This window comes from Phenylobacterium sp. (assembly GCF_030651755.1).
GTDB lineage: Bacteria > Pseudomonadota > Alphaproteobacteria > Caulobacterales > Caulobacteraceae > Phenylobacterium.
Genome location: NZ_JAUSBZ010000045.1, coordinates 1 through 24,177, shown reverse-complemented (window position 1 = coordinate 24,177; position 24,177 = coordinate 1). Strand labels below are relative to the sequence as shown.

The window sequence follows — 24,177 nt, the reverse complement described above, 5'->3', positions numbered from 1 at the left end:
GTTTGGCGCTCTATAGCCGGGGCGCCGGCCCGGAGCAAGGATCGTATAAAGATATCCTTATATCTTCCTTACCAAGCATTGTCAGCCTCGCAATAGGCGCTCCAGGCCTTCGCCGCGACCCGCAGGCGCCCGTCCCGATCGGTGGCGAGCTCCCCGGCCAGGTGGCCTGCGGCGTAGAGGGCGGGGCCGTCCAGGTCGAGGCTGGTGAGCAGGGCCTCGGCGGTGGCCCCGTCATTGAGGGCCCCCAGGGCCGCCTGCAGGGCCTTGGTCTTCTTGATCAGCCGACGGGCCGCCTTGTCCTTGAGCAGGGGGCGAAAGGCCTCGGCGGCGTAGCGCAGCTTCTTGGCTTGGATGCGCACCTGATGGCGCTGGCTGTCGCTCAGCGCCATCAGTCCCCGGCCGCGCTTGGCCAGTTTGCGTCGGCGCGCGCCCAGGGCCTCGGCGGCGAAGGCTGTGGCCGGGCCGCCGCCATCGGACAGGCGCGCCAGCCACTCGCCGGTTTCGATCCAGGCGTACAACTCCAGGAGCAGGGCTCGGAATCGGGTGGAGGCCACCGCCGCCCGGGCCAGGGCGTGGGCCTTGCCCCGAGCCGTCTCCAGCGCCTGTCCCAGATCGGCCAGACCGTGGATGGCGGCTGTCCCCTGGGCGGCGGGGCGATAGGTCTCGGCCAGGAAGACGTCGAGGTTCCGGGCCTCGTCGCAGGCGCCGGCCAGCCACTTCAACTCACCCTTCAGCGTGTCCAGGCGGGGATCGGCCACCAGATCCTTGAAGGTGCTCATGGCGCTGCGCAGCCGCCGGACGGCGACCCGTAGCTGATGCAGGGCCTCAGGCGCGTCGCTCCCGCCCCGCAGGATCAGACCGTTGGCGGCGATCTGCGCCAGGGCGCCGCGGGCGATCGCCTGGAAGGCCGCCGCCGCCGTCATCCCCGGGGCGAGCCCGGCTGGGGCATGGTGATGAGCGTCGTCTTCGTCCGCCACCAGGGCGAACCCCTGATCAGCCTTGGTCTGAAAGCTGAGATAGAGCGGGGCGGCTTCGAAGAGGTGTCGGGCCAGGGAAAAAAGCGCGCCGGCCTCACCGCGCTTGAGCTCCAGTTCAACCTCGCAGAGGCTGGACCGGCGACCGCCAGCAAGAATCTCCCCCTCGTCCAGGGCCAGTTCGATCTCGGCGCCTTCCCAGACGAGCGTCCGCAGCCGCCGCCGCACCTGGACGGCGAACAGAGGCTCCAAACGATTGATATGGTCCTTGCCCAGGAGTTCGCGCAGGGGGTGGTGCGCGGCGTCGGGCTGGTCGCCCTCGACGGCGATCTCAAATTCCTGGCGGCGCAGACCCTTGCCGGTCTTCAGGGTCTGGCGACGGCCCTGGGGCTCCTGGCGAATGCGCAAGCCGGCGCCCAGCTCCCTTAGCCGACGCTCAGGGGTGTCGAAATAAATCGCCGACAGATCAACGGCGCCGTCCTCCCCTTCGGGCGCCGCCGCCAGGACCGTCTCGACGTCCGCAGGCTCGCAAAGGAATTTCAGTTCGGTTTCTTCCGGGGGAACGCTCAAGGGTCGGCTCCGATTCGAAGGCGTTTTCCTCCCCGGCCAAGCATCCTATAGGGAGGCCATAGCGATTGCGCCGCCGCGCAGACCAGGAGTGCTCCCCATGAACGCCCCGATCCGCCATGTCGACCCCGCCCAGCCGCGATTTGATTGGGCGCTGGAGGAAATCGAGGCGCTTTTCGAGCGTCCCTTCATGGAGCTGGTGTTCGAAGCCGCCGCCATCCACCGGCGCTGGTTCGATCCCTCGGAGGTCCAGCTCTCGCAATTGCTGTCGGTGAAGACTGGCGGGTGCGCCGAGAACTGCGGCTATTGCAGCCAGTCCCAGCACTTCAAGACCGGGGTGGCGGCCAGCAAGCTGATGGAGGCCGACACGGTGATCGCCGCGGCCGCCGAGGCCAAGGCCGGCGGCGCCCAGCGCTTCTGCATGGGGGCGGCCTGGCGCGACCTGAAGGATCGTGACCTGCCCAAGGTGGCGGCGATGATTTCCGGCGTAAAGGCCCTCGGCCTGGAGACCTGCGCGACGCTGGGCATGCTGAAGCCCGAACAGGCCCAGGCGCTCAAGGACGCCGGCCTCGACTACTACAATCACAACCTCGACACCGGGCCGGACTATTACGATCAGGTGGTCACCACGCGGACCTATCAGGACCGGCTGGACACCCTGGCGGCGGTGCGGGACGCGGGCCTCTCCACCTGCTGTGGCGGCATTGTCGGCATGGGTGAGACCCGGCGCGACCGGGCCGGCCTGCTGCACGCCCTGGCCACCCTGCCGGCCCATCCCGACAGCCTGCCGATCAATGACCTGATGCCGATTCCGGGCACGCCGTTGGGCGACAGTGAGGCCATCGACGGACTGGAGTTCGTGCGGATGATCGCGGTGGCCCGCATCGTCTGCCCCAAGGCCGTGGTCCGCCTCTCGGCTGGGCGCGAGCACATGTCGCGGGAGCTGCAGGCGCTCTGCTTCCTGGCCGGCGCCAACTCGATGTTCGTGGGCGGCAAGCTTTTGACCACCAGCAATCCGGACAAGGACACTGATGCGGCCCTGATGGCTGAGCTTGGCCTGCGGCCGATGGGAACCGGGACCAGCGCCTCAGCCGTCGTCTAAGGCCAAGCCCGGCATTTCCCGCAAGACCCCTGTCGGCTCTGACAACCTTTAGGCGTCCTAGGGCCTAGCCTCGCCCTGCCGGGGCGCCTATCTGGCTGTGACGCCGAGGGGGAGTGCTGCGGTTGTCGTCGATTATTTCCGTAAGAGGTCTGACCAAGACCTATGCCGGGGGATTTTCCGCCCTCAAGGGGGTGGACCTGGAGATCAGCGAGGGGGAAATCTTCGCCCTGCTGGGTCCCAATGGGGCGGGCAAGACCACCCTGATCTCGATCATCTGCGGCATCGTCAACGCCACCTCCGGCCAGGTTCTGGCCGATGGCCATGACATCGTGCGCGAGTTCCGCGCCGCGCGCTCCAAGATCGGCCTGGTGCCGCAGGAACTGTCCACCGACGCCTTCGAGACCGTCTGGGACACGGTGAAGTTCAGCCGCGGCCTGTTTGGCAAGCCGGCCAATCCCGCTCATCTGGAAAAGGTGCTGAAGGATCTGTCCCTCTGGGACAAGAAGGACTCCAAGATCATGGCGCTCTCAGGCGGCATGAAGCGCCGGGTGATGATCGCCAAGGCCCTGGCCCATGAGCCCAAGATCCTGTTCCTCGACGAACCCACCGCGGGCGTCGATGTGGAGCTGCGCCGGGACATGTGGGAGATGGTGCGGTCCCTGCGGGAAAGCGGCGTCACCATCATCCTGACCACCCACTACATCGAAGAGGCCGAGGAGATGGCCGATCGGATCGGGGTGATCCGCCAGGGGGAGATCATCCTGGTTCAGGACACCGCGGTGCTGATGCGCCAGCTGGGCGAGCGACGGCTGACCCTGCACCTGCAAAGTCCCCTGGACGCCATGCCGTCGGAACTGGCCGGGGAGGCCCTTGAGCTGGCGGCCGACGGTCACGAGCTGATCTACACCTTCGACGCCCAGGCCGAGGACACCGGCATCGCCGCCCTGCTGCGCCGCCTGCAGAGCCACGGCATCGACTTCAAGGACCTGCAGACCCGCCAGAGCTCTCTGGAGGACATCTTTGTCAGCCTGGTGAGGGCGCCCCAATGAACCTTTATGCGGTCAAGGCCATCTATCACTTCGAACTGGCCCGGACCTGGCGGACGCTGATGCAGTCCATCGCCTCGCCGGTGATCTCCACCTCGCTCTATTTCGTGGTGTTCGGCTCGGCCATCGGCTCGCGGATGGGAACCATCGACGGGGTCAGCTATGGCGCCTTCATCATTCCGGGCCTGATCATGCTGTCCCTGCTGACAGAGAGCATCTCCAACGCCTCGTTCGGCATCTACATGCCGAAGTTTTCCGGCACCATCTATGAGGTGCTCTCAGCGCCCATCTCGGTGGTGGAGATCGTGGCCGGCTATGTGGGGGCCGCGGCCACCAAGTCGATCATACTGGGGCTCATCATCCTGGCGACGGCGCGGATCTTCGTCCCCTACGAGATCGCCCACCCCTTTCTGATGGTCAGCTTCCTGGTGCTCACGGCGGTGACCTTCAGCCTGTTTGGCTTCGCCATCGGGGTCTGGGCCGACGGCTTCGAGAAGCTGCAGATCGTGCCCATGCTGGTGGTCATGCCGCTGACCTTCCTGGGCGGCAGTTTCTATTCGATCAGCATGTTGCCGCCGGTGTGGCAGACCATCACCCTGTTCAACCCGGTGGTCTATCTGGTCAGCGGCTTTCGCTGGAGCTTCTACGGCGTCTCCGATGTGGGCATCGGGATCAGCATCGCCATGACGTTCGCCTTCATGGCCCTGTGTCTGGGCCTCATCGTCTGGATGTTCCGGACGGGCTACAAGCTCAAGGCCTGAGGCCGGACGCTACTGGTCTTCCTCGAAGCGGGCGGCGACCAGGGCGCAGAGCGCCTCCAGGGCGTCATCGGCCTGGTCGCCCTCGGCGACGATGTGGATCGTGCTGCCGGGCCCCGCGGCCAGCATCATCAGCCCCATGATCGAGCGGGCGTCGACGCTGTGACCATCCTTGGAAACCTGAACCTCGGCCTCAAAGGCTGAGGCCAGCTTGACGAACTTGGCCGAGGCGCGGGCGTGCAGACCCCGTTTGTTGAGAATCTCGACCGTTCGCTCGGCGGTCAGTTTTCGCCCGCCAGGACGTAGGAGGCCACGGAGATGTACTTCCGTCCGGCCTCCTGGGCGGCGGAGACGCAGTCCTCCAGGCCGCAGCGGCTGCGGACGCTGGCCAGCTTGATCAGCATGGGCAGGTTCAGACCCGCGATCACCTCGGCCCGGGTCTGTTCCATCACCGAGATGGCCAGGTTTGACGGCGTGCCGCCGAACATGTCGGTCAGCAGGATGACTCCGGCGCCTGAGTCGGCCCGGGCGCAGGCGCCGAGGATGTCCATCCGCCGCCGCTCCATATCGTCGTCAGGTCCGATGCAGATGGCCTCGACCGCGCTCTGCGGTCCGACCACATGCTCCATCGCCGATACGAACTCTGCGGCCAGTCGCCCGTGCGTAACGATCACGAGCCCGATCATGGCAACGCTCTCAAAGGCTATCCCCTGTGGGCCGCGCGGCGGCAAAATGCGGGCCAGAAGCCGGCTGTGATACGCGCCTTCCGTGGTTCATCCAAGTGAGTCCAGGGCGTGACTCAGTTTCGCAGGGGCCGAATTCTCGAGCGGAGCGAGCACAAACAGGGGTGTTTCCACCCCAAGGTGAGTCACGGTTTCGAGATCGGGCGACCTTTCCGGCGACCCGAGGCGAACCCAAAGCGAGAGAGGCGCAAGGGGCAGGGCCGAAACCCGGCCTACGCCCAGGCCCCGGATTTCCAGCCGTTCGGCCAGGCTGTCAGGGGCGCGGCCAAACAGTCGGCCAGCCGATGTCCAGGTGATCACCCGGTCGTCGGCCACCAGGCGAAATCCCGCCCCGAGGCATCGCAGCGCCAGATCGCTCTTCCCGGCGCCAGAGGGACCTTCGATCAGGACCCCGCGCCAGCCGCCGGGGCCGTGTCGCGCGATCAGGCCGGCGTGGAGGATCACCGGCGCGCCTCGGGGAGGGTGACGGTGAAGCGTGCGCCGGAAGGGACGCCGCCGGGCTCATCGGCGGGTCTGTTCTCAGCTCGTACTGACCCCTCATGGGCCAGAATGATCTGGCGGACGATGGATAGGCCAAGTCCCGAATTGCCGCCAAAGGCAGTCCCCTTGGGCCTGGACGTGTAGAAGCGCTCGAAAATCGTCTCCAGGTTTTCAGGTGGAATGCCGGGGCCGTCGTCATCGACGGTGATCACAGCCTGACCCCTCTGCCGCCCCAGGCTGACCCGCACGAGGCCCTCTGGCGCGCTGAACGACCGGGCGTTGTCGATCAGGTTGCGCAGCACCTGCCCCAGGGCGTCCTCCTGGCCGGAGACCACCACCGCCTCCAGGCCTTCGGGTACGGTGAAGGTGACCCTTGGATCGCCAGGCCGGACCGTGGCCTGGTACAGGGAGACCACATCGGCGATCAGCCGGCGCAGGTCCACCGGCGTCGGCGCCTCCCGCGACAGCTCGGCGTCGAGACGCGAGGCGTTGGAGATGTCGGTGACCAGCCGGTCCATGCGCTGCACGTCGTTTTGCAGCACCGCCATCAACCGCTCGCGGGCGGCGGGCTCTTCCACCAGGCCCAGGGTCTCCACCGCCGAACGCAGGGAGGTCAGGGGATTACGGATTTCGTGGGCGACGTCGGCGGCGAAGCGTTCGATGGCGTCGATACGCTCTGACAGGGCGTGGGTCATGTCCTCCAGGGAGCGGGAGAGGTCGCCGAGTTCGTCGTCCCTGCGGGAAATGTCGGGGACGGAGATCGCCCTGGCCCTGGCCAGCCGCACCCGGTCGGCGGCCCGCGCCAGACGGCGGACCGGGTGGGCGATCAGATGGTTGAGCAGCAGGGACGAGACCAGGGAGACAGCGACGGCGATCAGGATGAAGGGCAGCAGGGCCGCCCGTTCGGCCGCAATGATCTCGTCCACATCCCGGGCCTCGAGGGTCAGGACGCCCAGCACCGCCTTGACGTGCTGGATGGGAATGGAGACCGACACCACCCGCTCGCCGTCCGCGCCCAGGCGCAGGCCCGCCCAGTGAACGCCCCGCAGGGCGGTGTTCACCTCGGCCCGCAGAGCCGCCTGAGCCTTGGCTGTGGCGATGCCTTCCGGGCTGTCCTCATCACCGCCGCTGAGATTGAGTTCCAGCCCAGGGCCGTCGCCCCGGGCCCTTGCCGGCGGCAAGGTGCGCCACTCCACCCGGTCGGACACCCAGTAGGAGTCGGCGATCAGGCGGCCCTCCGCGTCGAACAGACGCGCCCTCTGCGAACGGGGATTGGACAGCATCTGCAGGATTTCCGAGGCGTAGGCCCCGTCCATCATCGGCTCGGGCTCGCCCACCGTGGCGGCCTGGTCAATGATGGTGGCGATCAGTTCGCCCTGGGTGGTCAGGCTGTCGATGCGAGCGTTGACCAGCCCCCGGCGCAGTTCATTCAGCACCAGGGCGCCGGAGATCAGGATCGCCAGCCCGAACAGGTTGAGGACAATAATCAGGCGGCCAAGGCGCGAGCCCGGCAGCCATCGCCACCGCTCGCGCCGGGGCGGCCGCTCAGGACTCGCGATACCGGTATCCGACGCCATAGAGGGTTTCGATCGCGTCGAACTCAGGGTCGATCTCGCGGAACTTCTTGCGCATGCGCTTGATGTGACTGTCGATGGTGCGGTCGTCCACATAGACTTGATCGTCGTAGGCCGCATCCATCAGGTTGTCGCGACTCTTCACAAATCCCGGCCGCTGGGCCAGGGACTGCAACAGCAGGAACTCAGTGACGGTCAGCTTGACCGGCCGCTCTTCCCAGAGGCAGTCGTGACGGGCGGGGTCCAGGGTCAGCTTGCCCCGCTTCAAAGCCCGGGCCTCAGCCTCGCTGATGGGGCCCGCCACCCCTTCGCCCCCATCGGCGCTGGCCCGGCGCAGGACGGCCTTCACCCGCTCCAGCAGCAGGCGCTGGCTGAAGGGCTTATGGATGTAGTCGTCGGCGCCCAGATTGAAACCGAGGATCTCATCGATCTCATCGTCCTTGGAGGTGAGAATGATCACCGGCAGGTCGCTGGTCCGGCGCAGGCGGCGCAGGACCTCCATCCCGTCCATCCGGGGCATCTTCACATCAAGGATCGCCAGGTCCGGGGGCTCATTCTCCAGGGCCGCCAGACCTGCAGCGCCGTCATAGAAAGCCTTCACGGTGTGACCGTGGCTTTCCAGGGCGAGGCTGACCGAGGTGACGATGTTTTCGTCGTCATCGACCAGGGTGATGTTGGCCATGGGGAAACAGAACTCCTGAAGTCGTCGCCGTGGTGTCGAAGCTAGTGGTTTGGCCTGATGGCCTCAATGTGGCGTCGCCAAAACGGACAAGTTTAAATTCCTGACAGAAAGGGCCGTTCCGAAGGCAACAGGACCTTAATTCTATTCCCACATGCTTGGCCCTGGTCCTGGGGAACGACCATATGGAACGCGCCAAAGTGCATTACGAAGTGTTCGTCAGGAAAACCGTCGGCTCTGGCTGGTCGCTGGAGATGGCGACGGAGAACCGCGCCCAGGCGGTCGCGGTCGCTGAGGAACTCATCGCCGAACGACGGGTGGCCTCGGCTCGCGTGAGCAAGGAGAGCATGGACCCCGAAACCAACGAGTTTCGGAGTGTCGTCATCCAGTCCCTGGGCCTGCCCGACAGCGCCAAGGTCCAGAAGGCGCCGGAGCGCAACGATCCGCTCTGCGTGGCCCCGCAGGACCTCTACACCGTCCATGCCCGCGAACGCATCGGCCGCCTGCTGGACGGCTGGCTCGCCCGTAACCACGCCACCCCCTTCGAACTGCTGCACCGGGCCGACCTGGTGGAGCGGCTCGAGGCCTCGGGCGTCGAGCTGCAGCACGCCATCCAGAAGATCGCCGTGCCTGAGTCCCAGGCCAGGGGCGTGTCCATTCACGAGATCATGCGGACCTTCCAGTCCCTGGTGGAGCGGGCCATTGAGCGGCTCCTCGGGGACGCCCGCCGGGGCGACCTGCCGGATGTGGACAAGGAAGGCTTCGCCGCCGCCGCCGAGCGGGTCTCCCGCGCTCCGGAACGGGCCTATCTGCTGGGGGCCGGCGTGGCCGCCTCCATCGCCCCCGCCCGCAATTGGTCGGACAAGGTCACCCGGCTTCTGGACCTGGCCGATGCGGCGCCCATCGCCGGCCCGCCCCGGGGGCTGGCCCTGCAGACCATAGAACAGCCCCTGGCCGAAATCCTGGGGTCCTCGGCGGGCCTGGAGGGCCTGATCGGCAAGGACCTCGACCTGGGGGTTCGGCTGGCGGCCATGACCCGCCTGGCGGCGCATGATGCGGTGGAGGCCCTGATCCGGGTGGAGCCGTCCGTGGCCAAGATCATGCCCGAGCTTTCAGAGCCGGCCCACCGGCTCGCCAAGTGGCTGGCCACCGAGGATTTCCGCGCCGTCCGGGGCGCGATCACCAAGCGCGTGCTCAAGGAGCTCAACGGTCCCCGGCGGCTGAAGCCCAGCGATGGGGCGGGCGAGATAGACCTCTTGCGGGGCCTGGCCATGTCGCTCACCGCCGCGGCGGGCGATCTGGTGCCCCTGGACGACGTTCATCAGGCCTTTGTGAACCGCTCCAAGATGCTGGTCACCGGCGACTTCGTGGAAACCTATCTGGGCAAGGGTCAGACCGCCCTGCAGGAGGCCGAGGCCCTCATGTGGTTGGTGGAGAATGTGATCGGCGCGGCCAACAAGCGCCAGGCGGTTCGCTGGCTGGCCGCCGTGGTCGGATCCCTGGCCTTCGAGAAGGACGCCCGCAACCCGGAAACCTCGGCGGCCCACCGGCTGTTTTCCATGGCCAAGCTTTATCGCGCCGTGGGCCGAGGCGGCCTGATCCCGGAGGACTACCTGCCCATCCAGCAGAAACTGGGCGACCTGGGCGGGCTGGCCGAGGCCGACGCCAAGGTGACCCAGGGCCTGGCCAAGGCCAACGCCCCGGCGTCGACCCGCCTGACCCTGCTGCTGAAACTGGCCTGCGGCGAGGCGGCCCCCCTGGGCCCCGCCGCCGACCGCGCCAAGGCCGAGGCGCTCAAGCTGGTGCGGATGGATGACACCCGGGCCGAACTCGCAAGATCGCCCGAGCGGATGGCCGAGGTGCGCACCCTGATCCAGGCCGCTGGCCTGGCCGCCTAGAGCATGAGCGCGTTTGGCTAAGGTAACCGGTTCCCACTTATCGGAACGCGCTCCCAGCCTCAGGCCAGGCCAAGACTCTCGGCCAGGGCCTCGACCACCCGGTCGACATCCTGGACGGTCATGGCGGGATAGAGGGGCAGGCTGAGGGTTCGATCATACCAGGCCTGCGCCCCGGGCAGGCTCTGATCCCCATAGCGCGCCCGGTAGTAGGGCTGGGTGTGGACCGGGATGTAGTGGACCTGGCTGCCGATCCCCCGGGCGCGGAGGCGCTCCATCAGATCCCGACGGCTTGTCCCCAGGCCTTCGAAATCGATCAGCACGCTCATCAGGTGCGGCACGCTCAGACTGGCCGCTGGCGCGCGCGCCAGGCGAACAGCGGGCGCCAGGGGCTGCAGGATCGCGGCGTAGCGGGCGGCCAAGGCCTGACGGGCGGAGGCGAACCGGGGAAGCTTGGCCAGTTGCGACTGGCCAAGCGCGCAGAGAATGTCGGGAAGCCGGTAGTTGAACCCCGGCTCGGCCATCTCGTACCACCAGGGGTCGGCGTCGGCCGGGCGAACCATGCCGTGGCTGCGCAGCCGACGCAGGCGTTCAGCCACATCGGCGTCCGGTGTGGCGACCATGCCGCCTTCCCCGGTGGCGATGGTCTTGACCGGATGGAAGGAGAAGGTCGCCGCAGACGACCAACGGCCCGAGCCCACCAGAACCGCGTCCCCCCCGTGCCGCAGGCGCGAGCCCAGGGCGTGGCAGGCGTCCTCCACCACAACGGCTCCGGCGGCTTGCGCCAGGGCGGAGATGGCCGGCAGATCGGCGACGTCCCCGCGCAGATGGACCGGCAGAACCGCCGCCACCGGCCGTGGGGCGGCCCGCGCCAGGGCTTGGGCCAGGTCGTCGGGGCGCATCAGGCCGCTATCGGGGTCCACATCGGCGAACACCACCTCAGCGCCCACATAGCGAACGCAGTTGGCGGTCGCCAGGAAGGTGGTGGAGGGCACGATACAGACGTCGCCCTCCCGCACGCCCAGCGCCAGCATGGCCAGGTGCAGGGCCGCGGTGCCATTGGCGCAGGCCACCGCGTGCTCGGCGCCCACGGCCTCGGCGAAGGCGCTTTCGAAGGCCTCCACTCGCGGGCCTGTGGTCAGCAGGTCGTCACGCAGGGCGGCGGCCACGGCGGCGATGTCGTCGTCCTCGATGGTCTGGCGGCCATAGGGCAGGAAGGGCTCGGCCATGGGGTCAGTCGGTGGCCCGCCGGCGGCGCGGCGGAACCCCATCCTCCAGCAGGTCCAGCAGGGGCGGGCCGCTCAGCCATTCGGAATTGGTGTCGCTGGCGTAGGAGAAGTCTTCGGCCACCATGGGGTGGGCGCCGGCGAAGGATTCGCGGGGATATTCCACAAAGGCCGGCTCGATGGCGTAGCGGTCCCCCAGATCGACGGTGGAGCGGGCGTCGTCCACCGAGATCATCATCTCATGCAGCTTCTCGCCGGGCCGGATGCCGACCATCCGGTGGGGCAGTCCCGGTCCCAGGACTTCGGCCAGGTCGGTGATCTTGGCCGAGGGGATCTTGGGCACAAAGATTTCGCCCCCGCGCATCACCTCCAGCGACGATAGAACGAAGTCGACGCCTTCGTTCAGGGTGATGAGGAAGCGCGTCATCCGAGGGTCGGTGATCGGAAGCTCGGTGGCCCCGCGGGCGATCAGTCGCTGGAACAGGGGCGCCACCGACCCCCGGGAGCCGGCCACATTGCCGTAGCGGACCACGGAAAACCGTGTGCCGATGTCCCCGGCCAGGTTGTTGGCCGCCACGAAGGTCTTGTCCGAGGCGAGCTTGGTGGCCCCATAGAGGTTGACCGGGTTGCAGGCCTTGTCGGTGGACAGCGCCACCACCTTCTTCACCCGGTTGGTCAGGCACGCCCAGACGACGTTCTCCGCCCCCAGGACATTGGTGTGGATGCATTCGGACGGGTTGTACTCCGCCGCCGGCACCTGTTTCAGGGCCGCGGCGTGGATGACGATGTCGACCCCGCGCAGGGCCAGGGTCAGGCGCTCGCGGTCGCGCACATCCCCGAGGAAGAAGCGCATGCGGGCCATGTCTTCAGGCCCATAGCGTTCAGCCAGGTCAATCTGCATCTCATGCTGTTTGAGTTCGTCGCGGCTATAGACGATGAGCTTGCGCGGGGTGGCGCGGCTGAGCACCGCGTCGATAAAGCGGCGTCCGAAGGAGCCGGTGCCGCCGGTGACAAGGATAACCTTGCCGTCGAGGTCGAGGGAGTCTGGCGCGAAACGGCCCAAGGCGGCCTCCAATGTGGCCCATGCGAATCTAGGTCGCAGTGTTGGACCGCCCGCGTAAAGAGACCGCTAACCATAAATGCGGCACACCGACGCGTATGGAACAGATCCATCGCCTGCGGCTCGCCCTGCCTCTCCTGTTCAGCGGCCTCGTGGCCCTGAGCGCCAGCCCGGCCGCCGCCGGGCCGCCTAAGGGCGGGGACAAGAAGAAGGGCGGCGGCCTCACCTTCATCCAGCTGCAGACCCTGACGGCCACCGTGGCCGGCGAGCGGGGCGGCCGCGCGGTGATGACCGTTGAGGCCGGCCTCGACATTCCCGACGAAAAGCTTCGGGCCGCGGCCGACCTGTCGACGCCGCGTCTGCGGGCGGCCTTCTCCCAGAGCCTCAGGGTCTATGCCGCGGGCCTCGGGCCCGCCGCCCTGCCCAATGCCGACTATATCGCCCGCCAGCTGCAGCGGGACGCCGACCGGGTCCTGGGCAAGGGCGGCGCCACCCTGCTGCTCGGCACCATCCTGGTGAACTGAAGCGCCCGCCGGGGCGACCCTGCGACCTCACATGGCCGAAATGCCGCCGTCCAGCTTGAGTTCGGCCCCGGTCATGAAGCGGCTCTCGTCCGAAGCCAGATAGAGCGCGGCGTTGGCGATGTCCGAGGGCGCGCCGATGCGCCCCAGGGGCACCTGACGGGCCAACTTGTTCTCCGCCTCTTCCTTGCCGAACCGCTGGCGCAGGGGGTCGAGGATCGGGGTGTCCACAAAGGTCGGATGGATGGAGTTGGAGCGGATATCCAGCCCCTGCTTGGCGCAGTGCAGGGCGATGCCCTTGGACAGGAGCCAGACCGCGGCCTTGGAGGCGTTGTAGACCGGGCTGTTGTGGGCGGCGATCAGGCCGGCGATGGAGCTGATATTGATGATCGAGCCCGGCTGACAGCGGCGCATGTACTTCAGGGCGTGCTTGGTCCCCAGGAAGACGGAGTCGACATTGACGCTCATCACGAACTTCCAGTCCTCATAGGACAGCTGTTCGATGTCGCCGCCCCGGCTGACGCCGGCGTTGTTGATCAGCACCGACAGCCCGCCCATGGCCGCGTCGGCCTCCTCCAGGGCGTAGATCCACTGATCCTCCCGGGTGACGTCGAGGGGCAGGGCGAAGGCGACCTCTTCGCCCACGGTGGCGTTGATTTCGGCGGCCTGGGCCTTGGCGCCCTCGTGATTGATGTCGGCCAGGGTGACCTTGGCCCCCTCGGCCGCCAGGGCTGCGGCCATGGCCGCCCCGAGCCCCTGGGCGCCTCCGGTGATGAAGGCCTTCTTTCCTGCGACCCGTCCGCTCATCTGGTCCCTCCCTGGGATCTGTTGTTCTGTGGTTGTGAGGCCTGGCCTCAGGCGCCGGCGACCTGGTCCATGAACTGCGCCAGTTTGACGTCCAGCTCGGTCACCCCGCCGGCGTCATGGGTGGTCAGGGTCACGTCCACCCGGTTGTAGACATTGAACCACTCGGGGTGATGGTCGAGCGTCTCGGCCATCAGCGCCACCCGGGCCATGAAGCCGAAGGCGGCGTTGAAGTCCTCGAACCGGTAGGTCCGCACCAGGGCCTCGCGCTCGCCTTCCCCGGCCGTCCAGCCGGGCAGCTGGGTCAGGGCGGCCTCGGCGCCGATGCGCGCGGGCCGACTCACTGGGCGGCCTCGGCGACGGGAAAACTCAGCCCGGTGGCGGCCGACAGCTCGGCCAGGGTCTGGTCCACATCGACGACCTTGATCGCCGTCATGCCCAGCTGGGCGGCCGGCTTGCAGTTGACCCCGAGGTCGTCGAGATAGACGCAAGCCGCCGGCGCCACCGAGAGCGCCTCACACATCATCTGATAGATGCGCGGATCGGGCTTGCGCACGCCAGCCTTGGAGCTTTCGATCACATGGTCGAACAGGGGCATGATCTGGCCCATGACGCCGCGCGGTTTCTGAACGCCGTCGGCGCCGGGACTATGATGGCTGACCATGTTGTTGGTGATGCAGCCGACCTTGAAATGGGACTTGCAGAGCTTCAGCGCCTCGACCATCCGCGGCCGCACCACGCCGGAGATCAGCGGCAGGACGTCGGCGCCCCGGATGGGAAAGCCGAGCGCGGCGGACTCCTCCAGGAACAGGGCGTCAAAGCCCGCCGTATCGATCTCGTTGCGCTCGAACAGGGCCCAGGCGTTGGTGTCGGGGTTGGTCGCATTGACCCGGCGGATGTGGTCCTTGGGCGCGCCGATGGCCGCCTCATGGCGGGCGAAGGCCTCGAAGGGCGAGGAGGTGAACACCCCGCCAAAGTCCCAGATCACCGCCTCGATCGCCATCATGACTGTCCTTCAAACGCCCGTTTTACGCCGCGACGCTAGAGACGGCGGGGCTGACGTGCAAGCTAGGGTCATGGTCTTTCGCTCCCGCCACTCCCCTTTGATCCGCCGCTATGCCTGGGCGGCCTTCGGGCTCTGCCTCGCGGCCATCCTGTTCCTCTCACTGGCTCCCTCCGACGCCACGCCTGCGCCAGATCTGGGGGGCGACAAGGTGCGCCACGCGCTGGCCTATTTCGTCCTGACGGGTCTGGGCCTGTTCGCCTTTGGACCCCGGCTGGTTCTCCTGGCGGCGATCTTCGCGCTGGGCGCCGGTGTGGAGATCGCCCAGGCCCTGATGGGACTGGGCCGTCAGGGGGATCTGATCGATCTCCTGGCCAATCTGAGCGGGGAGGTCCTGGCCCTGATGATGTGGCTGGCCTGGGGGCGCTGGGGGCGGGGCCGGTGAAGCTACCCCATAGCCCCTGGGCCGAGGCCGGCGGCGACTTCGCCATCGGTCTGCGACCCATCCCCGAGGCCGACTGGCTGGAGGGCGGGGAGGCTGATCCGGCCGCCCGAAAGGACCCGCTGATCGCCGCCTGCCCTGAGATCGTCTGGGGGGAGACCCCTGGCTCGTGGGACGCCCAGGCCGAGGCCCTGGCCCTGGTGGCGAAGGTGCGTGGGTCCCAGTCCGGCGAGGCGGGCCTGCCGCCTCTGCTGGCGGCGGCGAGGCGGGTGTCCGACGACCTCTGCCTGATGGAGCAGAGGGAGGGGGTCTGGCGGCTGACCGCGCTTAGCCTGTGCGCGCCCAGCTTCTTCACCGCGCAGGACGCCCTGGGCAAGAGCCTGGCCGAGCTCCACGGTCCGGTGGACGGGTTTGCGGCGCGGTTCGGGGGCCGGCTGGAGCGGATATTCTCCGGTCTGCGGCCGGGCCTGATCCTGGAGCGGCGCAACTGGACGGTGGTCAATACTGACGCCCTGTTCACGCCGGACTCCGCGCCGATCCGGGCGCAGATCTCCGGGATCGCGCCTGAGGCGGCGGGACGGGTTCTCCATCTGCGCGTGGAGCGCCAGACCCTGCGGCGGCTTCCCGTTACGGGCGGCGCCCTGTTCACCATCCGCATCTGGCGTGCGCCCCTGGAGACCCTGGAGCAGGACCCCGAACGGTTCGCGGCCTTCGCCCGGGCATGGCGCGGCGCTACGGCAGAGTTTCGCAATTACAAGGGGTTCGCCTCCTACGACGCGCTGGTGGAGGCCTATATTCGCGCGAGGGGAGAATCCTACAGCGTTAACGAGGTGTAAACGCGCAGCGTGCGGGCGAGGGAGTTTCCGCTATGCGTACCAGTACCGTTTCGTCGATCATCGCCGCCCTGGGTCTGGCCCTGGTTCTGACCGCCTGCGACGAGCGGCCGCCCAAGCCGCCCTTCGCCGAAAAGGCCGCGCCGCCCGCCGCCGCGCCCGCCGGCCAGGCGAGCATCCCTGAGACGCTGCCCCCGGCCCGGGCCGTCGCCAACTGCTGCGCCTGCCCGCCGGCTAAGGCCGCTTGCCCGGAAACCAAGCCCGTCCAGACCGCCAAGGCGCCGACCAAGCCCGCCGCGCGCCCGCGTTCGGCTCCGGTCCGTCAGGCCCGCGCCCCGGCCCCTCGGCCCCCAGCGCCCCGTCAACCAGCCCCGGCGCCCCGGGACTACGCCCATCAGGCGCCGCCGGCTGGCCATCAGCAGGACTATCGCCGCTATCAGGGTCCCGACATCGCCACCCGTGGCGGCTATGAGCGCCGGGCGGAGTCCCATCAGGGCCAGCACGAACAGTATCGGGGCGGAGCCTATCGGCAGGAGCGTTACGCCTATGCGCCACCGCCGCCGCCGCCTCAGGTGCGCGGCTATGCCGAGCAGCACCAGTCCTACAGCGAGCATCGCAGCTATTCGCAGCAGTCCAGCGGCTATGCCCACACCGTGGCCGCCGGTCCCTGCTGCGCCGGCCCGCCCGTCCAGGCCGCCGGCCGGGATCCCGGCGGCTACCTGACCTGGCCGGGCAAACGTCCGCCAGCGCCCTACTACTGAGCCAAGGGGCGCTCACATCGATCTGACATTCCCGGGGGGGAAATCTATGAGAATGCGTTCGCCGAGCGGCCCGTGGTTCAAGTGGTATGAAGTTCTGGCCGTCGTCGCCTTTGGCAGCGTCGCCCTGACGCTGGCCAAGCTTGGCGTGGTGTTCTGAAGGCTCAGAGCCTGGGGCCTCAGTTCCACAGGGCCGGACGACGGTCTTTCCAGGGCTGTTCCTTCTCGAGCTGGCCCGCCAGCCGGTAGAGGGCGGCCTCGTCGGCGAAGCGGCCTGTGAACATCATGCCGACGGGCAGACCGTCCTCTGACTCCCAAAGGGGTACGGACATGGACGGCTGGCCGGTGAAGTTGGCCGGCGGGGTGGTGGCGTAGGTGGCCGCCTGGCGTTTATCGAATTCCCGGGTGTCGGCCATATTGGGGTCGAGCCAGTCGACCCTGGGCGCCGGCGTGCTCATCACCGGGGTCAGATAGACGTCGAAGGCCTCGAAGGCCGAGAGGATCTGACGGTTCATCAGGCGCAGCTGCTGGAAGCCCCAGAAGGCCTGCTGGCCGTTCAGCCGCTTGCCGGCCTCATAGCCGCGCCGCGCCAGGGGGCCGAGTTCGTCATCCCCGGGCTCGCGGCCGAGCTTCTCCACCCAGCGGGCCACATTGGCCGAGAAGTTCGAGGCGCTGGCCAGGCTCTGGGCCCGGTAGAGCTGACGATAGTCGATCCCCAGGCCCTGCTCGAACACCTCGTGGCCCAGGCCCTTCAGGAGTTCGACTGTGGCCAGCAGGTGGGCGAGCATGTCGTCGGGGATGGGCCGTCCGCTGGGCGTCTCCGCCGACCAGGCGATGCGCAGGCGTCCCGGGCTTCGGCTCACCTCCTCCAGATAGGGGCCGGCCTTGGCCGGGGCCTGGAAGGGATCGCCGGCCTGGGGATAGCCGGTGGCGTCCAGCATGGCCGCGGAGTCGCGCACCGTGCGGCTGACCACATGGTGGACCGAGAAGCCCAGGGCGCCGTCGACCACTTCGCAGATGGGGGTCCGGTCGCGGGTGATCTTCATGCCGAACAGGCCGCAGCAGGCCGCCGGAATCCGGATCGAACCCAGGCCGTCGCTGGCGTGGGCCAGGGGCACCATGCCCGCCGCCGTGGCTGACGCCGCCCCGCCCGACGAGCCGCCGGAGATATGGTCGGGGTTCCAGGGATTGCGGCAGGCCCCCAGCTGGTCGGAGTGGGTGACGCCGGGAATGCCAAACTCCGGGGTGTTGGACTTGCCGAGCAGGACCACGCCCGCGGCGCGGTAGCGGGCCACCAGTTCGCTGTCGGCCTCATCGGCGGCCACCTTAGCGAACCGGCTGCCCGAGGTGCGGGGCCAGCCCTTCACTTGGGCGCCCAGGTCCTTGATCAGGAAGGGCACGCCCTTGAACGGGCCGTCGGGCAGGTCGCCGGCGGCGGTGGCGCGGGCCTCGTCATAAGCCTTGTGGACGACGGCGTTCAGGACGCCGTTGTACCGCTCGACCCGCGCGATGGCGGCCTCGACCAGCTCGGTCGGGCTGACCTCGCCCTTGGCCACAAGAGCGGCCAGTCCCAGCCCGTCATGCTCGGCATATTCGTCGAAGGCCATCGCCCAACTCCCTGCCGGTTTCCGGCTTTTGTTTCCTCGGAACCGAAGAGTTCAGGAGTTGGGGCGGCCTGTCCAGGCTTGTGGGGGTTAGACGTCCACCTCGGCGTCCAGGGCGTTTTCCTGGATGAACTCCCGGCGGGGTTCGACCAGGTCGCCCATCAGGCGGGTGAACATGCCGTCGGCGTCGTCGGCGTGGGCCACCTTGACCTGCAAGAGGCTGCGGGCCTCCGCGTCCAGGGTGGTCTCCCACAGCTGATCGGGGTTCATCTCGCCCAGGCCCTTGTAGCGCTGGATGGCGAGACCCCGGCGGCCGGCCTCCATCACCGCGTTGAACAGGTCGAGCGGCCCGCGAACCTGGGTCACCTTGTCACGGCGCGAGAAGCTGGCCGGGGAGGCGAAGGTCTCGGCCATGCTGGCGGCCCGTTCGGCCAGGCGCAGGGCGTCGGCGGCGTGCAGCAGCAGGTCGTCCAGCACCACCCGCTCGGACACGCCCCGGCGGACGCGGCTGAACACATAGCCGCCGGTGGCGGCGGTCTCGCCGCTCCAGGGGCCGTCGCCCTCTTCAGCATAGAGGTTCAGGCGCTGGGCGGCGGCCTCCAGGTCGCCGCTCTCGCCCAGCAGGCCGGCCAGGGCCGCCTGCTCGATGGCGAAGGCCGGCGCCCGGGAGGACAGGCGGTCCACATTGGCCTTGGCGCCCCGGGCGGTCTGGACCAGGGCGTGCAGATCGGCGCCGGCCAGGCGTTCACCATTGGCCAGGGTCAGGGTGGCGCCGTCGACGCCCTCATTGACCAGGAAGGCCTCGAGCTCGGGGTCGTCCTGCAGATAGCGGACCGACTTGCCCTTGGTCGCCTTATAGAGCGGCGGTCGGGCGATATAGAGATAGCCCCGCTCGATCACCTGCGGCATCTGCCGATAGAAGAAGGTCAGCAGCAGGGTGCGGATATGGGCGCCGTCCACGTCGGCGTCGGTCATGATGACGATCTTGTGGTAGCGGATCTTGTCGATGTTGAAGTCGTCGCGACCGATGCCGGCGCCGAGCGCGGTGATCAGGGTGCCGATCTGGTCTGAGGACAGCATCTTGTCGAAGCGCGCGCGTTCGACGTTGAGGATCTTGCCGCGCAGGGGCAGGACGGCCTGATTGTCCCGGTTGCGGGCCTGCTTGGCCGAGCCGCCGGCGGAGTCGCCCTCGACCAGGAAGATTTCGGACTTGGCCGGGTCCTTCTCCGAACAGTCGGCGAGCTTGCCGGGCAGAGAGGTGATGTCGAGGGCCGACTTGCGCCGGGTCAGATCGCGGGCCTTGCGGGCCGCCTCGCGGGCGGCGGCGGCCTCGGCGATCTTCTGGACGATGATCTTGGCCTCGTTCGGGTGTTCCTCGAACCAGGTCGAAAGCCCCTCTGAGACCAGGCCCTCGACCGCCGGACGCACTTCGGACGAGACCAGCTTGTCCTTCGTCTGGGACGAGAACTTGGGATCGGGCACCTTGACCGACAGGACGCAGGTCAGGCCTTCGCGGGCGTCCTCGCCCGACAGGGAGACCTTCTCGCGCTTGGTGGCCCCGGAGCTTTCCGCGTAGGAGGTGATCAGCCGGGTCATGGCCGAGCGGAAGGCCGCCAGGTGGGTGCCGCCGTCCTTCTGCGGGATGTTGTTGGTGAAGCAGAGCACGTTCTCGTGGAATCCGTCGTTCCACCACAGCGACAGGTCGATCTCGACGTTCTCGCGGCGCCCGCGGATGACGATCGGGTCTCGGAGCAGGGGGGTCTTGGCCTTGTCCAGATGGCGGACGAAGGCCTCGATCCCGCCCTCATAGGCCATGACCTCCTCGAAGGGCTCGGCCCCGCGGAAGTCCTTCAGCCAGATGGTCACGCCGGAGTTCAGGAAGGCCAGCTCCCGCAGGCGGTGCTCCAGGGTCTTCCGGTCGAAGTCGATGAAGGCGAAGGTGCTGGTGGAGGGATAGAAGGTGAGCTCGGTGCCCGACAGGGGCAGGCCGTTCTCGCGCATGGGCGCCTCGCCGGTCTCCACCAGGGGCGAGACCGTGTCGCCGCGGCGGAACTCGATCTCATAGGCCTTGCCGCCGCGATAAATCTTGAGCTTCAGCCAGTCCGACAGGGCGTTGACCACCGAGACGCCGACCCCGTGCAGACCGCCGGAGACCTTGTAACTGTTCTGGTCGAACTTTCCGCCCGCATGCAGCTGGGTCATGATGACCTCGGCGGCCGAGACGCCCTCGCCCTCGTGCATGTCCACCGGGATGCCGCGGCCGTCGTCGGTGACGGTGACCGAGCCGTCGCCATTGAGGATGACCTCGACCCGGCTGGCGTAGCCGGCCAGGGTTTCATCGATGGCGTTGTCCACCACCTCATAGACCATGTGGTGCAGGCCAGACCCGTCGTCGGTGTCGCCGATATACATGCCCGGCCGCTTGCGCACCGCGTCCAGGCCCTTCAGGACCTTGATGGACTCCGCGCCATATTCAGCCTGGCCATTGCTCGTCGGCGTCTCGTCGGCGCCTTGGGTCTCGTCGCTCATGAGGTTCTTCTTACGCGTCCAGTAGGGCCAGGCCCGAAGCGTCCACCCGGACGCCCTGGGCTCGGCCGCGAAGGTCTTCGAACAGGTGCTCGTCGGTTCCGGTCAGGAAGGCCTGCAGGCCGAGCGCCTCGATTTCGTCGAACAGGGCCCCTCGCCGACGGCGATCCAGGTGTGCTGCGACTTCATCCAACAACAATATAGGGTTTGGGGCTGATTCTGCACGCGAAAGTCTCGCCGCCTGGGCCAGGACCAGGTTCAGGATCAGCGCCTTCTGCTCGCCGGTGGAGCATTCGGCGGCCGGGCGGTCCTTCTCCAGGTGGATCACAGCCAGATCCCCCCGGTGCGGGCCGGTCAGGGCGCGACCGGCGCCGGCGTCGCGTTCGCGCGCCGCAGCCAGGGCGGCGACCAGCCGGACCTCGATCTCGCCGGTCTCCACCCCAGCCTTGGCCATCTGCTCCCACTCGCCGGTGAGGGCGAGCCGCGCCTGCGGGAAGGGGCGCTCGCCGCGGCTGTCGATCTCGGCCTGCAGATGGGAAAGGGTCTCGGCCCGGGCTGTCGCCATCTCGGCGCCTGCCTGCCCCATCCGCGCTTCAAGCGCGCTCAGCCAAGCGCCGTCATGTGGGCCATCGGTCAGCAGGCGCATGCGCTCGCGCTGGGCCTTGTCATAGGCGCTGGCCTGAGCGGCGTGGCCGGGCGTGGCGGCATAGACCAGCCGGTCGAAAAACCGGCGACGCTCGGACGCCCCCTCCAGGAACAGTCGGTCCTGGGCCGGCGTCAGCCAGACCTGTCGCTGCAGGTCCGACAGCCGGCCGGGCGTCACGGACTCGCCCTCCAGCCGGACGGTGCGGCGGGCCGCGCCGGGGGCCTCCACCCCTGTGCCGACCTTCAGGGTCTCCTCCCCCAGGGTGATCTCGGCGGCCACCGCCCAGGCGCGGCCCTTGGCCTCGCCCGGCAGGCGGCGGCCCAGCTCAGCCATGGCCGCCCCGCGCAGGCCCCGGCCGGCCGTCAGCAGGGAGACGGCCTCCAGAAGATTGGTCTTGCCCGCCCCATTGGGTCCGGCCAGCACCACGGGCCGGCCGTCCAGCGCCAGCTCGGCGCGAACATAGGAGCGGAAGTCGGTCAGGGTCAGGCGGGTGAGGACGGCGCGGGTCACCGCAGGCTCATAGCCGGTTTCGCCGCCAGGCGCGAAGTCTCCAGCGCGCGCTGCACATAATCACATAAGGATATCTTTATGTCAGACTTGACGGGCGTCTGGTGATCGCCCTAGATGACAGGGTCGCGGTTCTGCGGGTCTTCGGACCCGGAGCTAAGAGGGAATCCGGTGAGGGCCAAGCCATGCGCCCGACTCCGGAGCTGTCCCCGCAACTGTAAGCGGCGAGCGGCTGTCGATCGTGTCACTGACGGAGACCCCGTCGGGAAGGCCAGACAGCCGCTTCGACCCGCGAGCCAGGAGACCTGCCGCGTCAGATAACGTCCTCGGGCGGGGGGTCCCGGCGGGTCGCATCGTGCGCACGCCCGGACTCCCGTCTCGCGGCGACCTGCGCCCGTCCGCGCCTGCCGCAAGTCTCCCGTCCTGTCCTTGACCTGAACGGGAGGCCGCCGTGGCGCCTTCGCCAGAGCCGAAGCTGATCCCGACCCCGCATCGAATGCGATGGGGCCGTCGGCGCCCTTAAGCCGCCGGCCCGTCCCTGCCCCCCCCCTCCAATCGAACCTTCAGAATCCCGCCGGCGCGTCCCGCGTCGGCGAAGGAGATCCCATGCCCACAGCTCAACCCGTCCTGGTCGCCAATCTCGGCTTCCCCCGTATCGGCCCCCGCCGCCAGCTCAAGACCGCCCTCGAACGCTTCTGGTCCGGCCGCCTCGAACAGGCTGGCCTTCTCCAGACCGCCGCCGACCTCCGCCGCGAGGCCTGGGCCCGCCAGGCCGAACTGGGGGTCGACATTCTGCCCAGCAACGACTTCTCGCTCTACGACCAGGTGCTCGACGCCACCCTGATGGTCGGCGCCGTCCCGCCGCGCTTCGCCGGCGCCCAGGGGCTGGAGCTCTATTTCGCCATGGCCCGCGGCGCCCGGTCGGGCGAGCAGGAGACCGGCTGCTGCGGTCAGGACGCCGTGGCCTGCGAGATGACCAAGTGGTTCGACACCAACTATCACTATCTCGCCCCCGAAGTGGTGGCCGGCCAGGTCTTTGCGCTCAGCTCCACCAAGGCGGTGGACGAATTTCTAGAGGCCCGCGCCCTGGGTCGCCACACCCGCCCGGTGCTGATCGGTCCCGTCACCTGGCTGAAGCTGGCCAAGGCCAAGGACGGCTCGGACCCCCGCGATCTGCTGGAGGGGCTGCTGCCTGTCTATGGGGAAATCCTGCGCCAGCTGGCGGCGGCGGGCGCCGACTGGGTGCAGATGGACGAGCCAGCCCTGGCCCTGGATCTCGAGCCGGCCGACTGGGCGATGTTCGAACGGGCCTATGACAGCCTGACCCAGGCGGCCCCGGGGCTGAAGCTGATGCTCACCCCCTACTTCGCGGCCCTCGACGACAATCTCGACCTGGCCCTGTCCCTGCCGGTGGCGGGCCTGCATCTCGACCTGGTGCGGGGGCCTGGGGACCTGGATCGGGCGCTGGCCGAGGCCCGCCCGGACCTCGTCCTCTCCCTTGGCGTGGTGGATGGGCGCAACATCTGGCGGGCCGATCTCTCGGCCCTGCTGGACCGTCTGGAGCCGGTCGCCGCAACCGGGCGGCCCCTCGTGCTGGCGCCCTCCTGCTCGCTGCTGCACGCCCCGATAGACCTGGCGGTCGAGACGAAACTCGATCCGGAGGTGGCCGGCTGGCTGGCCTTCGCGGTGCAGAAGCTGGAGGAGCTGGCCATCCTGGCCCGCGCCCTGAATGAGGGGCGCGCCGCCGTCGCCGAGGCCCTGGCCGCGTCGGACGCCGCCCAGGCCGCCCGCCAGGCCTCGCCCAAGGTCCGCGACCTGGCGGTCCAGGCCAGGATGGCGACGGTGACTCCAGAGATGACCCGCCGCGCCGCGCCGGTGGCCGAGCGCCTGGCCCTGCAGGCCCAGGTCCTGAACCTGCCGGCCTATCCCACCACCACCATCGGGTCCTTTCCCCAGACCACGGCGGTGCGCAAGGCCCGCGCCGACCAGGCCGGGGGCCGGCTGGAGCCCGGCGCCTACCAGGCCTTCCTGGAGGATGAGACGCGAATGGCGATCCGCTGGCAGGAGAGCGTCGGCCTCGACGTGCTGGTCCACGGGGAGTTCGAGCGCAATGACATGGTCCAGTATTTTGGCGAGCAGCTGTCAGGCTTCGCCTTCACCGACCACGCCTGGGTGCAGTCCTATGGCTCGCGCTGCGTCCGGCCGCCGATCATCTATGGGGATGTGGCCAGACCCCGTCCGATGACCGTCGACTGGTGGCGCTACGCCCAGTCCCTTACCGTCCGCCCGGTCAAGGGGATGCTGACGGGGCCGGTGACCATCCTGCAGTGGTCCTTCGTGCGCGACGACATTCCCCGCCAGGAGACCTGCCGCCAGATTGCGCTCGCCATCCGCGACGAGGGGGCCGATCTGGAGCGCGCCGGCGCCGC

At 68.5% G+C, this 24,177-nt stretch carries 23 protein-coding genes and 1 riboswitch; of the genes, 9 read left to right on the top strand and 14 right to left on the bottom strand.

What is annotated here, in order from left to right; translation table 11 throughout:
• Nucleotides 1–68: 68 nt before the first annotated feature.
• A complete protein-coding gene (locus Q7V15_RS04100; protein ID WP_304753985.1) occupies nucleotides 69–1,544 on the bottom strand; it encodes a CYTH and CHAD domain-containing protein in 1,476 nt (491 codons plus the stop codon).
• A 97-nt stretch (nucleotides 1,545–1,641) separates the two neighbouring features.
• On the opposite strand from Q7V15_RS04100, the gene bioB reads away from it, so the two are divergent.
• The 3 genes from bioB to Q7V15_RS04085 all read left to right on the top strand — a co-directional run bounded on the left by bioB (nucleotide 1,642) and on the right by Q7V15_RS04085 (nucleotide 4,450).
• Nucleotides 1,642–2,643 (top strand): biotin synthase BioB, encoded by a 1,002-nt coding sequence (gene bioB, locus Q7V15_RS04095; RefSeq protein ID WP_304753983.1) that lies wholly within the window; start codon nucleotides 1,642–1,644, stop codon nucleotides 2,641–2,643.
• 122 nt (nucleotides 2,644–2,765) lie between these two features.
• Nucleotides 2,766–3,692, top strand: coding sequence for an ABC transporter ATP-binding protein (locus Q7V15_RS04090; RefSeq protein ID WP_304753982.1), 927 nt, complete (start codon nucleotides 2,766–2,768; stop codon nucleotides 3,690–3,692).
• Nucleotides 3,689–4,450 carry an ABC transporter permease gene (locus Q7V15_RS04085; RefSeq protein ID WP_304753980.1) on the top strand — a complete coding sequence of 254 codons (762 nt, stop codon included), beginning with the start codon at nucleotides 3,689–3,691 and terminating at the stop codon, nucleotides 4,448–4,450. Before Q7V15_RS04090 ends, Q7V15_RS04085 begins: the two co-directional genes overlap by 4 nt.
• 9 nt (nucleotides 4,451–4,459) lie before the next feature.
• Here Q7V15_RS04085 and Q7V15_RS04080 read toward each other — a convergent pair whose 3' ends face one another.
• The 5 genes from Q7V15_RS04080 to Q7V15_RS04060 form a co-directional block, all read right to left on the bottom strand.
• Nucleotides 4,460–4,732, bottom strand: coding sequence for an HPr family phosphocarrier protein (locus Q7V15_RS04080; protein ID WP_304754045.1), 273 nt, complete (start codon nucleotides 4,730–4,732; stop codon nucleotides 4,460–4,462).
• On the bottom strand, nucleotides 4,729–5,133 hold the full coding sequence (locus Q7V15_RS04075) for a PTS sugar transporter subunit IIA (RefSeq protein ID WP_304753978.1): 405 nt from the start codon (nucleotides 5,131–5,133) through the stop codon (nucleotides 4,729–4,731). Before Q7V15_RS04075 ends, Q7V15_RS04080 begins: the two co-directional genes overlap by 4 nt.
• Before the next feature lie 87 nt (nucleotides 5,134–5,220).
• Nucleotides 5,221–5,634, bottom strand: coding sequence for an HPr kinase/phosphorylase (locus Q7V15_RS04070; RefSeq protein WP_304753976.1), 414 nt, complete (start codon nucleotides 5,632–5,634; stop codon nucleotides 5,221–5,223).
• Entirely contained in the window at nucleotides 5,631–7,247 is a 1,617-nt protein-coding gene (locus Q7V15_RS04065; RefSeq protein WP_304753975.1) for a stimulus-sensing domain-containing protein, read from the bottom strand. Before Q7V15_RS04065 ends, Q7V15_RS04070 begins: the two co-directional genes overlap by 4 nt.
• Nucleotides 7,216–7,926, bottom strand: coding sequence for a response regulator transcription factor (locus tag Q7V15_RS04060; RefSeq protein WP_304753973.1), 711 nt, complete (start codon nucleotides 7,924–7,926; stop codon nucleotides 7,216–7,218). Before Q7V15_RS04060 ends, Q7V15_RS04065 begins: the two co-directional genes overlap by 32 nt.
• Nucleotides 7,927–8,108: 182 nt before the next feature.
• Between Q7V15_RS04060 and Q7V15_RS04055 the strand changes: the two genes are divergently transcribed.
• Complete coding sequence (locus Q7V15_RS04055; protein WP_304753972.1) at nucleotides 8,109–9,821, top strand: hypothetical protein; 1,713 nt, start codon at nucleotides 8,109–8,111, stop codon at nucleotides 9,819–9,821.
• A gap of 59 nt (nucleotides 9,822–9,880) precedes the next feature.
• On the opposite strand, the gene pseC is transcribed toward Q7V15_RS04055, so the two are convergent.
• Nucleotides 9,881–11,047, bottom strand: coding sequence for a UDP-4-amino-4,6-dideoxy-N-acetyl-beta-L-altrosamine transaminase (gene pseC / locus Q7V15_RS04050; RefSeq protein WP_304754044.1), 1,167 nt, complete (start codon nucleotides 11,045–11,047; stop codon nucleotides 9,881–9,883).
• Nucleotides 11,048–11,051: 4 nt separating this feature from the next.
• Nucleotides 11,052–12,107 (bottom strand): UDP-N-acetylglucosamine 4,6-dehydratase (inverting), encoded by a 1,056-nt coding sequence (pseB, locus tag Q7V15_RS04045; protein WP_304753971.1) that lies wholly within the window; start codon nucleotides 12,105–12,107, stop codon nucleotides 11,052–11,054.
• Nucleotides 12,108–12,202: 95 nt separating this feature from the next.
• On the opposite strand from pseB, the gene Q7V15_RS04040 reads away from it, so the two are divergent.
• The gene (locus tag Q7V15_RS04040; RefSeq protein WP_304753970.1) at nucleotides 12,203–12,628 is read left to right on the top strand and encodes a hypothetical protein; all 426 of its coding nucleotides are present in this window, start codon (nucleotides 12,203–12,205) and stop codon (nucleotides 12,626–12,628) included.
• A gap of 27 nt (nucleotides 12,629–12,655) precedes the next feature.
• Here the strand turns inward: Q7V15_RS04040 and Q7V15_RS04035 are convergent, their stop codons facing one another.
• Genes Q7V15_RS04035 through Q7V15_RS04025 form a run of 3 tightly spaced genes read right to left on the bottom strand, consistent with a single transcriptional unit; the run spans nucleotide 12,656 to nucleotide 14,432 of the window.
• Nucleotides 12,656–13,432, bottom strand: coding sequence for an SDR family oxidoreductase (locus Q7V15_RS04035; protein WP_304753969.1), 777 nt, complete (start codon nucleotides 13,430–13,432; stop codon nucleotides 12,656–12,658).
• A gap of 47 nt (nucleotides 13,433–13,479) precedes the next feature.
• Entirely contained in the window at nucleotides 13,480–13,773 is a 294-nt protein-coding gene (locus Q7V15_RS04030) for a 4a-hydroxytetrahydrobiopterin dehydratase (protein WP_304753968.1), read from the bottom strand.
• On the bottom strand, nucleotides 13,770–14,432 hold the full coding sequence (locus Q7V15_RS04025) for an HAD-IA family hydrolase (protein ID WP_304754042.1): 663 nt from the start codon (nucleotides 14,430–14,432) through the stop codon (nucleotides 13,770–13,772). The genes Q7V15_RS04030 and Q7V15_RS04025 overlap by 4 nt, the downstream gene beginning before the upstream one ends.
• A gap of 73 nt (nucleotides 14,433–14,505) precedes the next feature.
• Between Q7V15_RS04025 and Q7V15_RS04020 the strand changes: the two genes are divergently transcribed.
• From Q7V15_RS04020 to Q7V15_RS04010, 3 genes are read left to right on the top strand one after another with little or no spacing between them, the layout of a single operon-like run.
• Entirely contained in the window at nucleotides 14,506–14,877 is a 372-nt protein-coding gene (locus tag Q7V15_RS04020) for a hypothetical protein (protein ID WP_304753967.1), read from the top strand.
• Complete coding sequence (locus Q7V15_RS04015; RefSeq protein ID WP_304753965.1) at nucleotides 14,874–15,710, top strand: DUF3445 domain-containing protein; 837 nt, start codon at nucleotides 14,874–14,876, stop codon at nucleotides 15,708–15,710. Before Q7V15_RS04020 ends, Q7V15_RS04015 begins: the two co-directional genes overlap by 4 nt.
• Before the next feature lie 32 nt (nucleotides 15,711–15,742).
• Nucleotides 15,743–16,468 (top strand): hypothetical protein, encoded by a 726-nt coding sequence (locus Q7V15_RS04010; RefSeq protein ID WP_304753964.1) that lies wholly within the window; start codon nucleotides 15,743–15,745, stop codon nucleotides 16,466–16,468.
• A 176-nt stretch (nucleotides 16,469–16,644) separates the two neighbouring features.
• Here the strand turns inward: Q7V15_RS04010 and Q7V15_RS04005 are convergent, their stop codons facing one another.
• From Q7V15_RS04005 to recF, 3 genes are all read right to left on the bottom strand, one after another.
• On the bottom strand, nucleotides 16,645–18,072 hold the full coding sequence (locus Q7V15_RS04005) for an amidase (RefSeq protein ID WP_304753962.1): 1,428 nt from the start codon (nucleotides 18,070–18,072) through the stop codon (nucleotides 16,645–16,647).
• Nucleotides 18,073–18,159: 87 nt separating this feature from the next.
• Nucleotides 18,160–20,598, bottom strand: coding sequence for a DNA topoisomerase (ATP-hydrolyzing) subunit B (gyrB, locus tag Q7V15_RS04000; RefSeq protein ID WP_304753961.1), 2,439 nt, complete (start codon nucleotides 20,596–20,598; stop codon nucleotides 18,160–18,162).
• A 10-nt stretch (nucleotides 20,599–20,608) separates the two neighbouring features.
• Complete coding sequence (gene recF / locus Q7V15_RS03995; RefSeq protein ID WP_304753959.1) at nucleotides 20,609–21,751, bottom strand: DNA replication/repair protein RecF; 1,143 nt, start codon at nucleotides 21,749–21,751, stop codon at nucleotides 20,609–20,611.
• A gap of 109 nt (nucleotides 21,752–21,860) precedes the next feature.
• Nucleotides 21,861–22,076: riboswitch (cobalamin riboswitch) on the top strand.
• A 278-nt stretch (nucleotides 22,077–22,354) separates the two neighbouring features.
• Between recF and metE the strand changes: the two genes are divergently transcribed.
• Nucleotides 22,355–24,177 (top strand): 5-methyltetrahydropteroyltriglutamate--homocysteine S-methyltransferase (gene metE / locus Q7V15_RS03990; protein ID WP_304753958.1); only part of this gene is annotated, 1,823 nt, incomplete at its 3' end.

Excerpts from the sequence above, each read along its gene's own strand:
- bioB (WP_304753983.1), top strand. The coding sequence starts at position 1,642 with ATGAACGCCCCGATCCGCCATGTCGACCCCGCCCAGCCGCGATTTGAT.
- Q7V15_RS04085 (WP_304753980.1), top strand. The coding sequence starts at position 3,689 with ATGAACCTTTATGCGGTCAAGGCCATCTATCACTTCGAACTGGCCCGG.
- Q7V15_RS04075 (WP_304753978.1), bottom strand. The coding sequence starts at position 5,133 with ATGATCGGGCTCGTGATCGTTACGCACGGGCGACTGGCCGCAGAGTTC.
- Q7V15_RS04065 (WP_304753975.1), bottom strand. The coding sequence starts at position 7,247 with ATGGCGTCGGATACCGGTATCGCGAGTCCTGAGCGGCCGCCCCGGCGC.
- Q7V15_RS04060 (WP_304753973.1), bottom strand. The coding sequence starts at position 7,926 with ATGGCCAACATCACCCTGGTCGATGACGACGAAAACATCGTCACCTCG.
- Q7V15_RS04055 (WP_304753972.1), top strand. The coding sequence starts at position 8,109 with ATGGAACGCGCCAAAGTGCATTACGAAGTGTTCGTCAGGAAAACCGTC.
- pseC (WP_304754044.1), bottom strand. The coding sequence starts at position 11,047 with ATGGCCGAGCCCTTCCTGCCCTATGGCCGCCAGACCATCGAGGACGAC.
- Q7V15_RS04040 (WP_304753970.1), top strand. The coding sequence starts at position 12,203 with ATGGAACAGATCCATCGCCTGCGGCTCGCCCTGCCTCTCCTGTTCAGC.
- Q7V15_RS04035 (WP_304753969.1), bottom strand. The coding sequence starts at position 13,432 with ATGAGCGGACGGGTCGCAGGAAAGAAGGCCTTCATCACCGGAGGCGCC.
- Q7V15_RS04025 (WP_304754042.1), bottom strand. The coding sequence starts at position 14,432 with ATGGCGATCGAGGCGGTGATCTGGGACTTTGGCGGGGTGTTCACCTCC.
- Q7V15_RS04020 (WP_304753967.1), top strand. The coding sequence starts at position 14,506 with ATGGTCTTTCGCTCCCGCCACTCCCCTTTGATCCGCCGCTATGCCTGG.
- Q7V15_RS04010 (WP_304753964.1), top strand. The coding sequence starts at position 15,743 with ATGCGTACCAGTACCGTTTCGTCGATCATCGCCGCCCTGGGTCTGGCC.
- Q7V15_RS04005 (WP_304753962.1), bottom strand. The coding sequence starts at position 18,072 with ATGGCCTTCGACGAATATGCCGAGCATGACGGGCTGGGACTGGCCGCT.
- gyrB (WP_304753961.1), bottom strand. The coding sequence starts at position 20,598 with ATGAGCGACGAGACCCAAGGCGCCGACGAGACGCCGACGAGCAATGGC.